General features: G+C 46.2%; 12 protein-coding genes. 10 read left to right on the top strand and 2 right to left on the bottom strand.

Annotation, left to right across the window (positions count from 1 at the left end; translation table 11 throughout):
• The first annotated feature begins 119 nt into the window (after window positions 1–119).
• The 7 genes from MKZ12_RS19655 to MKZ12_RS19625 all read left to right on the top strand — a co-directional run bounded on the left by MKZ12_RS19655 (window position 120) and on the right by MKZ12_RS19625 (window position 7,159).
• Window positions 120–581, top strand: coding sequence for a Fur family transcriptional regulator (locus MKZ12_RS19655; RefSeq protein ID WP_339235519.1), 462 nt, complete (start codon window positions 120–122; stop codon window positions 579–581).
• Between the two features lie 2 nt (window positions 582–583).
• The gene (gene yidD, locus MKZ12_RS19650) at window positions 584–835 is read left to right on the top strand and encodes a membrane protein insertion efficiency factor YidD (RefSeq protein ID WP_091018158.1); all 252 of its coding nucleotides are present in this window, start codon (window positions 584–586) and stop codon (window positions 833–835) included.
• 465 nt (window positions 836–1,300) lie between these two features.
• On the top strand, window positions 1,301–3,361 hold the full coding sequence (gene metG, locus MKZ12_RS19645) for a methionine--tRNA ligase (protein WP_339256216.1): 2,061 nt from the start codon (window positions 1,301–1,303) through the stop codon (window positions 3,359–3,361).
• Window positions 3,362–3,697: 336 nt separating this feature from the next.
• Window positions 3,698–4,678: a metal ABC transporter substrate-binding protein gene (locus MKZ12_RS19640; RefSeq protein ID WP_339243136.1), complete on the top strand. Its 981-nt coding sequence runs from the start codon at window positions 3,698–3,700 to the stop codon at window positions 4,676–4,678.
• A 99-nt stretch (window positions 4,679–4,777) separates the two neighbouring features.
• Window positions 4,778–5,536 carry a metal ABC transporter ATP-binding protein gene (locus MKZ12_RS19635; RefSeq protein ID WP_339235515.1) on the top strand — a complete coding sequence of 253 codons (759 nt, stop codon included), beginning with the start codon at window positions 4,778–4,780 and terminating at the stop codon, window positions 5,534–5,536.
• A gap of 56 nt (window positions 5,537–5,592) precedes the next feature.
• Window positions 5,593–6,396, top strand: a complete 804-nt coding sequence (locus tag MKZ12_RS19630; protein ID WP_017687569.1) for a metal ABC transporter permease — start codon at window positions 5,593–5,595, stop codon at window positions 6,394–6,396.
• A gap of 49 nt (window positions 6,397–6,445) precedes the next feature.
• The gene (locus tag MKZ12_RS19625; protein ID WP_339235511.1) at window positions 6,446–7,159 is read left to right on the top strand and encodes a cytochrome c biogenesis protein CcdA; all 714 of its coding nucleotides are present in this window, start codon (window positions 6,446–6,448) and stop codon (window positions 7,157–7,159) included.
• A gap of 154 nt (window positions 7,160–7,313) precedes the next feature.
• On the opposite strand, the gene splB is transcribed toward MKZ12_RS19625, so the two are convergent.
• Complete coding sequence (splB, locus tag MKZ12_RS19620; protein WP_339235508.1) at window positions 7,314–8,384, bottom strand: spore photoproduct lyase; 1,071 nt, start codon at window positions 8,382–8,384, stop codon at window positions 7,314–7,316.
• A gap of 191 nt (window positions 8,385–8,575) precedes the next feature.
• Between splB and mntR the strand changes: the two genes are divergently transcribed.
• The 3 genes from mntR (at window position 8,576) to MKZ12_RS19605 (ending at window position 11,934) form a co-directional block, all read left to right on the top strand.
• Complete coding sequence (mntR, locus tag MKZ12_RS19615) at window positions 8,576–9,004, top strand: transcriptional regulator MntR (RefSeq protein WP_062835284.1); 429 nt, start codon at window positions 8,576–8,578, stop codon at window positions 9,002–9,004.
• Between the two features lie 227 nt (window positions 9,005–9,231).
• Window positions 9,232–10,842, top strand: a complete 1,611-nt coding sequence (locus tag MKZ12_RS19610; protein ID WP_339235506.1) for a family 10 glycosylhydrolase — start codon at window positions 9,232–9,234, stop codon at window positions 10,840–10,842.
• 90 nt (window positions 10,843–10,932) lie between these two features.
• Complete coding sequence (locus MKZ12_RS19605; RefSeq protein WP_339256214.1) at window positions 10,933–11,934, top strand: patatin-like phospholipase family protein; 1,002 nt, start codon at window positions 10,933–10,935, stop codon at window positions 11,932–11,934.
• 57 nt (window positions 11,935–11,991) lie between these two features.
• Here the strand turns inward: MKZ12_RS19605 and MKZ12_RS19600 are convergent, their stop codons facing one another.
• On the bottom strand, window positions 11,992–12,324 hold the full coding sequence (locus MKZ12_RS19600; protein ID WP_339235501.1) for a hypothetical protein: 333 nt from the start codon (window positions 12,322–12,324) through the stop codon (window positions 11,992–11,994).
• Window positions 12,325–12,328 lie beyond the last annotated feature (4 nt).

Below are 12,328 nucleotides of genomic sequence, written 5' to 3'. Positions count from 1 at the left end.
TTATGTGTTGTTGGAATGACCTAACCCGGTGTCTTCGTTGACTCTAATCGTAATTTGATGCATTATTAGATGTATACAGAAGAGGCAAAATGCTCGTAAGACAGGAGGTGCTTTAGATCATGCTGTCGACAGAACAGATTATTTCGACTATGTCCTCACAGGGGCTCCGCATTACTGATCAGCGGAAAACACTGGCCCGGTTATTTGCCGAGTCCCCCGGGTATCTTACACCCAAGGACGTCTATGAATATATGGGTAAGACTTACAGCGGACTGAGTTTTGACACAGTATATCGGAATCTGCGGGTGATGCAGGAACTGGGTGTACTGGAACAGGTCATCTTCGAAGATGGCGTTAAATTCAAAGCACACTGTAGTGAAGATCATCATCACCATCATATGATCTGTCTGAAGTGTCAGAAGACGTATCCTATTATTTTTTGCCCGATGCAGCTTGCGGATGCGCCTGAACAATTTCAGGTTGTGGACCACAAGTTTGAGGTGTTTGGCTATTGCAAGGACTGTGCTGAGCATGCTCCTGCCAAAGCGGCGTCGGGACATCACGCTCACGGGAAGCACTGACGATGAAGTTATCGCGCAGAATCGCTCAGGCACCCATTCGGGTGTACCGCAACTATATCTCTCCATTAACGCCGCCAACATGTCGGTTCTATCCGAGCTGTTCGGCTTATGCCATGGAGGCGATTGAAGTGCACGGTGCGCTCAAAGGCTCGTTGTTAACAGCGAAACGTATTGCCAAATGTCATCCGTTTCATCCAGGTGGTGTAGATCTGGTGCCACCAAAGGCGGAGAAGTCTACTCTGGTATCCGAGTAACGTTATAACCTGAAGTATTCGGGTGGCCGTGAAGCAAACTGGAATTGAACTCGAGGCTGCTGCCCACTTGACAAAGGGGCCCGCATTTCAGTATATTTTTCCTATATATGCGAGTTCAAAATGTCTAGTTTTACTTTTTGAACAACTTCTATATGATTTCCAGTGAAGGGATAAGTACAGACACACCCCCAGTGCAGAGAGCCGGATGAGCTGAGAACCGGTCTGGGAGGAGGATGGAACATGGTCCCGGAGGAACCTCTTTCGAGCGTGCAGACAGCGATTTCAGAGCTGCTGTCGTAAGGCTGAGGCGTGATCCAGCGTTAATGGGCGGTCGAAGGACCGACAGAGCCTGTGTTTTGCGAAAAACATGGGGAATTTGGGTGGTAACACGTGAGAGCAACTCTCGTCCCATAGGGGCGGGAGTTTTTTGTGTTCTTTTTTAGTTGTTTTGGACGAAAGGATCACATGAAGCAGGACCATTTGAAGGAGGAGAAGTCATTCATGGCTGACCAAAAAACATTTTATCTAACAACCCCGATTTATTATCCGAGTGACAAATTGCATATTGGGCACGCGTATACCACTGTGGCGGGAGATGCGATGGTTCGTTACAAGCGTCTGCGTGGTTATGATGCTCATTATCTGACAGGAACTGATGAACATGGCCAGAAGATTGAGCGTAAGGCCCAGGAGAAAGGACAGACTCCGCAAGCTTTTATCGATGATATCGTTGTGGGAATCAAGGAACTGTGGAACAAGCTGGACATTTCCAATGACGACTTTATCCGTACAACTGAAGAGCGTCACAAAACCGTCGTTCAGGATATCTTTGACCGTTTGCTGAAACAGGGAGATATCTACAAAGGTGAGTATGAAGGCTGGTACAGCATTCCAGATGAGACGTATTACACAGAGACTCAACTGGTGGATGTAGAGAAGAATGAGAAGGGCGAGATTATCTCAGCCAAGAGCCCGGATAGCGGACACCCCGTTGAATTGGTCAAAGAAGAATCCTACTTCTTCCGTATGAGCAAATATGCAGATCGTTTGTTGAAATATTATGAAGAGAACCCGGGCTTTATTCAGCCGGAATCCCGTAAGAACGAGATGATCAACAACTTCATCAAGCCGGGTCTTGAAGATTTGGCTGTATCACGTACTACATTTGAATGGGGTGTCAAAGTTAAAGGCGATCCAAAACACGTCGTCTACGTATGGATTGATGCGCTGTCCAACTATATTACAGCTCTGGGCTATGGTTCATCCGATGCATCCCTGTATAACAAGTTCTGGCCTGCGGATGTACATCTGGTAGGTAAAGAAATTGTTCGTTTCCATACGATCTACTGGCCAATTATGTTGATGGCATTGGATCTGCCTTTGCCGAAGAAAGTGTTCGCACATGGCTGGTTGTTGATGAAGGATGGCAAGATGTCCAAATCCAAAGGCAATGTGGTTGATCCAGTGACTCTGATTGACCGCTATGGTCTCGATGCACTGCGTTATTACCTGCTGCGTGAAGTACCGTTTGGTTCCGATGGTACGTTTACACCGGAGAGCTTCGTAGAACGTGTAAACTCCGACCTTGCGAACGACCTGGGTAACCTGTTGAACCGTACAGTTGCCATGGTAGACAAATATTTTGAAGGCAAAGCCCCTGCGTTTGCATCGAATGTAACGGAATTTGATGCTTCGCTGGAAGAAGCAGGCCATGCTACAGTAGAAAAAGTGGAACAGGCGATGGAAAACCTGCAGTTTTCCGTAGCACTGACGGCGATCAGCCAATTTGTCAGCCGCACCAATAAATACATTGATGAGACGCAGCCATGGGCGCTGGCTCGTGATGAAGCAAAACGCCATGAATTGGCATCCGTTATGGCTCACCTGATCGAAAGCTTGCGCATTGCTTCAATTCTGTTGCAACCGTTCCTGACACGTGCTCCGCATAAAATCTGGGCACAGCTTGGCATTCAGGAAGGTGAACTCACGGCGTGGGATACAGCCAAGCAATGGGGGCTTGTTCCGGTTGGAAACGCTTTGCAAAAAGGTGATCCAATCTTCCCGCGTTTGGATTCCGAACAGGAAATTGCCTATATCTCAGAAGCGATGACTGGCGGCCAAAAAGCGGCACAGCCTGAAGCAAGTCAAGCAGAGGCTGGAGCTTCGGCAGCTGTTGAACCGGTAACTGCACCTGAAGGTACGGAAGAGATCGGCATTGACGATTTTGCTAAAGTTGAACTGCGTGTGGCTCAAGTCATCTCCTGCGAACCTGTCAAAAAAGCGGATAAGTTGCTGAAATTGCAGCTCGATCTGGGTTATGAGCAGCGCCAGGTTGTCTCTGGAATCGCAAAGTTCTATTCGCCAGAAGAGATGGTTGGACGCAAAGTCATCTGTGTAACTAACCTCAAACCGGTGAAACTTCGTGGTGAACTGTCTCAAGGTATGATCCTTGCTGCATCCCATGGCGACCAGCTTACACTTGCTACAGTACCAGACAGCATGCCTAATGGCGCACAAGTAAAATAAGAAGAATCAAATCATAATCCTTTTTTTATGAGTTATGAAATTGATTCAAATATTGTCGTATCTATAACTCAAGGTGGCCCGATGTAATTCGGGTCCCTTTTTTTATTGATATAATTTCGTATCTGACGGGTAGAGAACAAGCATATACTGTTATAACTCCGTACTTCAGGAAAGAATGAATAGGAAGGTATAGCTTGACAAGTGGGTTCATGTTACCTATAATTCTTTCAGTAATGTTTACGATTAAGAGATACGGAGTGAATCATAATGACATTTTATAAAGTGCAACATCAAGTTCCGGATAACCGGACAGGGAAGACAAGCAAAAGAGGCAATATGAAGTTACTGTGGACTGGTTTCCTTATTCTCAGTTTACTGGTATTGTCTGCATGTGGGCAGGATAACTCCAAGAGTGCGACGATTGTAGAAGGTAAGGTAAACGTGGTGACGACATTTTATCCTGTGTATGCTTTTACAGCTGCAATTGGTGGTGAAGATGCCAATGTTATTAACCTGCTGCCAACAGGAGTAGAACCACATGACTGGACTCCAAAGAGTCAGGATATTGTCAATACGTCCAAGGCACAGTTGTTTTTCTATAATGGAGCTGGACTGGAAGGATGGGTGCCTAATTTCCTAAAGTCGTTGAATAGCGATACAAAGGTGAAGTCTGTTGCCGTCAGCGAAGGCGTGAAGCTGTTGACCGCAGAGGGTGACGATGGGCACGGTCACGGCGAAGAGCATGAAGACGAACATGCAGATGAGGCTACCAGTGAAGAAGATGTCGCTGATCATCATATTGATCCACATACGTGGGTTAGTCCAAAATCTGCTATGATCATGGCTGAAAACATCAAAAATAGTCTGGTTGAGGCAGATCCTGATCACACAGCAGGTTACGAACAACGTTATGAAGAGCTTCGTACCAAGCTTGAGACGCTGGATCAGCATTTTACAGATGAATTGGCTAAAGTGCCAAACAAGGAAATTGTTGTCTCGCACCAGGCGTTCGGCTACCTTGCACGTGATTATGGACTAACTCAGCATGCCATTATGGGACTTTCCCCGGATGCTGAACCGACAGGGCAGGATATTGTGAAACTTGCGAAACTGGTTAAAGATGAAGGCATTAAGTACATTTTCTTCGAAGAGCTGGTATCTGACAAATTGGCGAAAACACTGGCAAGTGAAGCAGGAGTGGAGACTATGGTTCTTAACCCTGTAGAAGGATTGACCAAGGAGCAGGCCACTAACGGGGATGATTATTTCACCCTGATGGAGAAAAATTTGCAAAATCTGCTGATCGCATTAAAATAAGATAGAATGAAGGATTCAGGTCGAAGAGTCTTTACCGTTCGCGGTGAAGGCTCTTAGAACGCTATGCAATCCTTATATATAATGAAGGGCGGCTTTGCCATGCAGCAAATCATGCCACTATGTCATGATCCAATTATAGAGATCGAGAAACTATCATTTTCCTACGGGGACCAGCGAGTGATTGAGAATCTCAATTTTATGGCCCAGGAACGGGACTTTGTCGGGATTATCGGTTCCAATGGGGCGGGAAAAACGACATTGCTGCGTATGCTGGTAGGACTTCTTCCTCCTGCGCAGGGAGATATCAAGCTATTCGGAGAGTCGATCCGCAGGTTCAAGGACTGGGAACGAATCGGGTATGTACCTCAAAAGAATGCGTTTAATCCGTTATTCCCTGCAACTGTTCGTGAAGTGGTTATGTCCGGTTTGTACAATAACAAAAACATGTTCCGTCGTATGTCTCGCAAATGTCAGCAACAGTGCACAGATGCGATGCAGGTTATGCGGATTGAAGATCTGGCGAATAAACGAATTGGTCAATTGTCCGGTGGACAGCAGCAGCGTGTTTTTTTGGCACGAGCGCTTATCAATCACCCGGATCTGTTGATTCTGGATGAACCCACAGTAGGTATTGATGCCGAATCACAGGCCAGTTTCTTTGAATTGATTACCCATATGCATGAACATCACCGCATGACTTTTCTGATGGTGTCTCATGATATGGATCGGATGGAGAGTTATCTGGGTTCTGAAGCTGCCGTAACGAATGGCAAAATTAATTTCCATGTCCGTCATTCACACGAGGTACAGGATTGTGCAGAAACCAATCTGCAACATACCACTGCACAGGTACGCTAGCCGTATGTATGGCCCATTAGATTAGAGTAAGTAAGGCCGAAGGAGTCGTGTTTGTTTTGGAAATATTAATGAGTGATTTTTTTCAGCGTGCGCTGGCGGGTGGGTTGCTAATCGGTATTACCGCTCCGTTAATCGGACTGTTTCTGGTCTTGCGGCGGTTATCCATGATCGGAGACACCTTGTCTCATGTGACCATTGCCGGGGTTGCACTTGGATTCCTGATTGAAGTGTATCCCATTGCGGTAGGCTTGATATTTGCCGTGCTTGCTTCATTTGCGATAGAGAAATTGCGCAAAGCGTATAAAAGTTACGCCGAATTATCGATTGCCATTATCATGTCCGGTGGCGTCGCTCTTGCTTCCTTGTTCTTCACGCTGGGCAAAGGATATAATGCAGATGTCATGAGTTATTTGTTCGGCAGCATATATACCTTAGACGCTACGGATCTGAAGCTGGTAGGTGTGGTTACGCTGATCGTGGTGATTGTAGTGGCATTGTTACATAAGGAATTTTTCCTGCTCAGCTTTGAGGAAGATGCAGCAGCGGTTACAGGATTGCCTGTAAGAATTCTGAACATGTTAATCACTGTAATGACAGCACTCGTTATTAGTACGGCGATCAAGATTGTCGGCGCACTACTGGTGTCAGCGCTATTGACCATTCCGGTAGCGGTCAGCCTGTTAATGGCTCGAAGTTTCAAATCCGCGATAATTCTGTCCGTGGTGATCGGTGAAATTGCTGTAGTCCTTGGATTGGTTGTTGCAGGCATTTGGAACCTCGCACCTGGAGCAACGATCGTATTATTGCTGATTATGATGCTGATTCTGACGATGATTGGAAAAAAAGGGTTCCGAGCCTGACGACGGAACGAGCAAGCACGTGAGCCCGGGGAAGGGAGACATCCGCTTCATGCCTGATGTTAATGTATGGATGGCTTTTGTAGCAGGTTTGGTCTCATTTATATCACCATGCTGTCTTCCGTTGTATCCGTCATATCTCTCTTACATTACAGGGATGACGGTGCAACAATTGAAGGATGACCGCAATCAGCGAGAAGTCCGCTTTAAGACCATGACGCACACGCTGGCGTTTATTCTGGGCTTTTCGGCTGTGTTTTATTCGCTTGGCTTGGGTGCCGGACTGTTTGGCCAATTTTTCAATGATAACCGGGAACTGATTCGGCAATTGTCTGCGATTTTGATTATGCTTATGGGGTTATTTTTGCTTGGTGTGTTCAAACCGCAGTTTCTAATGAAGGAACGAAAGATGGATATGAAGTGGAAACCAGCAGGCTATCTGGGCTCTTTCATATTTGGTATCGGTTTCTCAGCAGGATGGTCGCCTTGTATTGGGCCTATTCTAACAGCGATTATTGCAATGGCTGCGAGTGAACCCACCACCTGGCTGGCACTGATTACAGGTTATACTGCAGGGTTCGCCATCCCGTTCTTCATTTTGGCGTTTTTTATTGGTTCGACACGCTGGATCTTACGGTATTCCAATGTCATGATGAAAATCGGGGGAGCATTGATGCTATTCCTTGGAATATTGCTTTTTACAGACCAGATGACGAAGATTACGATCTGGTTGCAGCAGATTACACCAGACTGGATGATTATTTAAACGGATGAACTGAAATTAGATTTTTATTATGCATGATAAAGCAGGCTACATGTTAACCAGAGTCACTCTGGGTCATGTAACCTGCTTTTTAATCGTTTGGTGTGAATGTTTATACCAACATCACTATTCGTGCAGGGCAGTCCCGTTTTTTCGTTTAGGTGAAGTAATCAATATTGGCTAGTGGAAAATGTTCAAAGATCCGTTCCGTAATGAATTCGCGCAGCGCATCTTGCTGATCATCTTTATACACATACTTGTACTGGCCCCAGCGGCCCCATTTCATCTTGCGTTTCTCGATATCCATCTCCAGCTTGGTCTTAGGATAACGCTTTTCAATGGTCGCTTTGGCCGTTTTGGTAAAACGGTGCTGGATCATCTCAAACGTAAGGTCCTTGGTTGCTTCCTCTGGAAGTGTATCTGCCAGCTTCTGCAACAGCTCGGAATATCCTTCTTCCCAGCCCTCATACCACATAATCGGAGCGATAATGAAGCCAAGAGGGTAACCTGCGTGTGCAATTTTGCCAGCAGCTTCTATGCGTTCCTCAAATCTGGAGGTAGCCGGTTCAAAGTTTTTGATGACATAATCCGAATTGACACTAAACCGGATACGGGTGTGGCCGTTATGCTTAATGTTCAGCAACGGATCAACGTGATGATATTTGGTTACGAAGCGCAAGCGTCCATATTCTTCTTCTGCCATAAAACGGATCAAGTCACTTAAATTCTCCGTGATATGCTCGAGTCCTACGGGATCAGACGTACAGGCGGCTTCAAATCGAGTGATTTCTGGCGCGCGCTCTTCGATATACCCTTTGGCAGCCTGAATGATCTCCTCGGTATTGACGTACACCCGGACATAAGGTTTGGCACCAAGTGTAGTTTGAAGATAACAATAATGGCAGTGTCCCATACAGCCTGTAGAGATAGGAATGGCATATTCCGCTGAAGGTTTCGACTGGTCGAACTTAAGTGTTTTGCGCACACCAACGACCAGAGTACGCTTCGCCATCCGGTACTTTTCTTGTTCGGTTTCACCTGGTAGATTCGTGATCCGGTTATGCGATGTGGTCATCTGATAAGGGATGTCTTTGGAAGTCACCCACTCCATAATACGTTTACCTTTATCATATTCCAGCGCACCGGGTTCAAAGTACACCAAATCGGGAATAAAGGGTTTAGTACCTTTTGCTTTGCGAACTGGCGGTTGAGCTACACTTGTACTCACGAAATCACTCCTTTCGATGCGGAACTTAGCTTAGTTTGCCTCGTTCGGTGAAAAGTCACGCCTGCCAATTACTTGTGTACCGTGCGCTGCGAAATGTGCAGGACTTGCCAATGCGTATTGATAACATGTATCATTATAAGATAGGGACCAGGCACGAATAGGGGCCGGTCAGAGAGAAAAGAGGGAAGCAGATGCCAACGCCCAGTATGGAAGATTATTTGGAGCGTATATACAAATTAATTGATGAAAAGGGCTATGCTCGTGTGTCTGATATAGCTGAAGGACTGGAAGTGCATCCTTCATCGGTGACGAAGATGATCCAAAAGCTGGACAAAGACGAGTACCTGATCTATGAGAAGTACCGCGGACTGGTGCTTACGCCAAAAGGCAAAAAGATGGGCAAACGTTTGATGGAACGCCATCATCTGCTTGAACAATTTTTGACAACGATTGGTGTTCAGGAAGAAAATATCTACAATGATGTGGAAGGCATTGAACATCACCTGAGTTGGGACTCCATTACATGTATTGAGTCCTTGGTTGAATACTTCCGTCAGGATGAGAGTCGGTTACGTGACCTCAAAAATCTTCAGGACGTCATGAGTAATACGGAGTCTTGAGTAATACGGAGTCTTGAGTTCCAGCAGTACATTAAACAAAGTAATATACAATGAATTTTATCCTGTGATCAAAGGATGCTTCTTGCCGTTTTAATGGCAGGAAGCATTTTTTTGTTTGCATGAACACCATAATTTGGCGAATTATCGCAACTAAACGATCGATAGGAGCGTCTATTAAACTAGTAGAATTTACCGCAAATTTATAATGATTTTGGAGGACTGCACTAATGAATGTTCGTAAAGGATTGATGCTGCTGCTCATTTTTGTACTTGGATTACAGACAGCAGGCATGACGGCACAAGCAGCCGGACAGAAGGAGATTGCTATTTTTCTGGACGGCAACCGCTTGGAGTCGGATGTATCACCATACATCTTGCCCAAGGTCAATGTAACGATGGTACCTCTGCGTGTCATTAGCGAAGGACTGGGTGCATCTGTACTATGGTCTCAGGCTACTCGTACCGTGACCATCCAGAAGTCCGATTCCGTCATCACAATGACAAGTGGACGCCAGCAGGCGAACGTGGATAACGCTGTAGTTGGTCTGGATGCATCGGTAGAATTGAAACAGGGTCGGGTTATGGTACCTATTCGATTTGTCAGTGAGAACCTTGGCATTCGGGTGAATTGGAACCAATCAGCCCAGACCATTGATTTGTACACAGGAGACGTTTCAACACCAACACCTGAACCAACTCCGGCAATCCCGGCAGAGCCTGGAGGCACAGGCACTGTACCGGCATCTGAAGAGATGCGGGGAGCATGGATCTCCACTGTAAATGGAGACTGGCCTTCATCCGGGGCGAAGGGAAATGTAGAGAAGCAAAAGCAAGAATATACGAAACAGCTTGATACATTACAAGGCATGGGCATTAACGCCGTATTTGTCCAAGTCAGAGCAAACGGGGATGCCATCTATCCTTCAGGTCTGGTACCTTGGAACAGTGTGCTGACAGGGACACAGGGTAAAGATCCAGGTTATGATCCCCTCGCCTTCATGATTGAGGAAGCTCACAAGCGGGGCCTGGAGTTCCATGCCTGGTTTAATCCGTTTAGGGCGACCAACTCAGCGAGTACATCCAATCTGGCTGCAAACCACATCTCCAAGCTTCATCCCGACTGGATTGTGAATGCATCCGGCAAAATGTATATTAACCCGGGCATCCCGGAAGCCAGACAGCATATTATCGATACAATCATGGAAGTGGTCAATCAATATAATATTGATGGTGTACACCTGGATGATTATTTCTATCCATCCAATGTGACGTTTAATGATGATGCAGCCTTCAAAACCTATAACACATTGAATACGAAAGACCGTGCTGAATGGCGTCGGGACAATATTAATCAGTTCGTCAAGCAGCTCGGACAGAGCATTCATAGGGTAAAAGCGAACGTTGAATATGGAATTAGTCCATTCGGTGTATGGCGTAATAAATCTGTTGATCTGACCGGCTCTGATACCAAAGCAGGAGTAACCGCGTATGACAGCATGAATGCAGATGTGCGGACATGGATCAATCAGGAGTGGATCGACTATGTCGCTCCTCAGGTGTATTGGAGTATGACACTAAGCGCAGCTCGATACGACAAAGTTGTGGACTGGTGGGCGAATGAAGTGGCTAACACAAATGTAAAATTGTACATTGGTCACGCTCCTTATAAGCTGGGCACGCCGGAAATTGGCTGGCAGACATCACAGGAGATCATCGATCAGCTGAACTACAACAAAAAGTATGGCTCGGTCAAAGGAGACATTTTCTTTAGCTCACAGTACCTGACGAAGAACCCTCTTGGGTTGATTGCCAAATTGAAAGCCTACTATGGTCTATAAAACATTTTAACAACATAGTGATAAGACAAACCCTTGTTCTCATAGAGTGGCAGTAGAAATGTGCTGCCTGGAGAACGGGGGTTTTTTGTGATGTTAATTAACGCGGTATTTGAAGGTGGAGGCGTCAAGGGAATATCGCTTGCAGGTGCTGTTCAGGGTGCTCAAGATTGTGGCATTCAGTTTAATCGGGTAGCTGGCACGTCATCCGGCTCCATTGTAGCTGCGCTGCTGGCCGCCGGTTATCGGGCCGAAGAGATGAAAGACATTATTGAGAAAACACCCTTTATTTCATTGCTGCGTCGTTCCCCCATTTTTAATACCCGATGGATCGGACCCGCAGCAAGGCTGTTCTTGAAGAAAGGACTGTATTCGGGAGAAGCGCTGGAATCATGGATTCGCAAGATGCTGGAGCAAAAAGGGATTCGCACATTCGCTGACTTGCCGAAAGGCAAGTTGCTTATAACCGCATCGGACATATCCAATGGGACCATCTTGGTGCTGCCGGACGATATTCGGCGGTTCGGCATTGATCCTGCTAAGTTGGATGTGGCAAAAGCGGTACGTATGAGTTGCAGTATTCCGTATTTTTTCGATCCAGTTGTCATACGCAAATCGCCAGTATTCTCCAAAGGGCTTCCTTTTCAAGATCAGTTCGTGTACGTAGTGGATGGTGGGTTGCTTAGCAATTTTCCGTTGTGGCTCTTCGATGGTGATCGTACGGGACAGGGGGGAGATGTTATTCCGGTCGTCGGATTCAAAATGGTGGGCAAAACGGAGGTGGAGCCTGCCCGGATTAAAGGACCGCTAAGCATGCTTCAGGCCCTTGTGGAGACGATGCTCACAGCACATGATGAACGCTACATCGAACAGATTAACCGGTTTCGTACCGTGAAAATACCAACGCTTGGCATTAAACCAACACAATTTCATTTATCGTTACAGGACAGCACGGCTTTATACCGTTCAGGTGTTACCGCTGGAAGCGAATTTTTCAACGGGTGGAATACGAAAATGTATGATGAGCAGCTGGACAAACAAAGAAAAGAATTGCGCAAGAAACAAGCAGAAGCTCCACCGCAGATTCCTGTATAAACGTGAAAAAAGCAATTCTCCGCATGGGAGAATTGCTTTTTGTACATTCAGTAACTTTTAGTGATATTTCGGTATATCTTCATCGCTTTTACCCTTTTGTCCCTGAATCACCTGGAAAGGATAATCCTTGCGTTTCTTTGAAGAACCACTGCTCTTTCTGGCACTGGACTGTGCATTGACTTTCGCCATGGTTCGTGCGGATGGCTTAATCTTCGGTGATTTGGTTTTGCTTGCCCAGCGACGAGGCGGATATCTGTACAGCAGGAATACGGCTCCGAACACGACCAGAGGAATAATGATCCTGGATGGACTAGCATTTCCCAGCCAAGTCAAGACTCCAACAGCAGCTAGTGCGATGAACGTCCAAAATAAGATTGCCTGCTTGTTCATATCA

The sequence above is a fragment of the Paenibacillus sp. FSL R5-0713 genome, from assembly GCF_037973325.1.
Classification (GTDB): Bacteria; Bacillota; Bacilli; order Paenibacillales; family Paenibacillaceae; genus Paenibacillus.
Note: the sequence above shows the minus strand (reverse complement) of the source record. Positions and strands in the feature narration are given on the sequence as shown.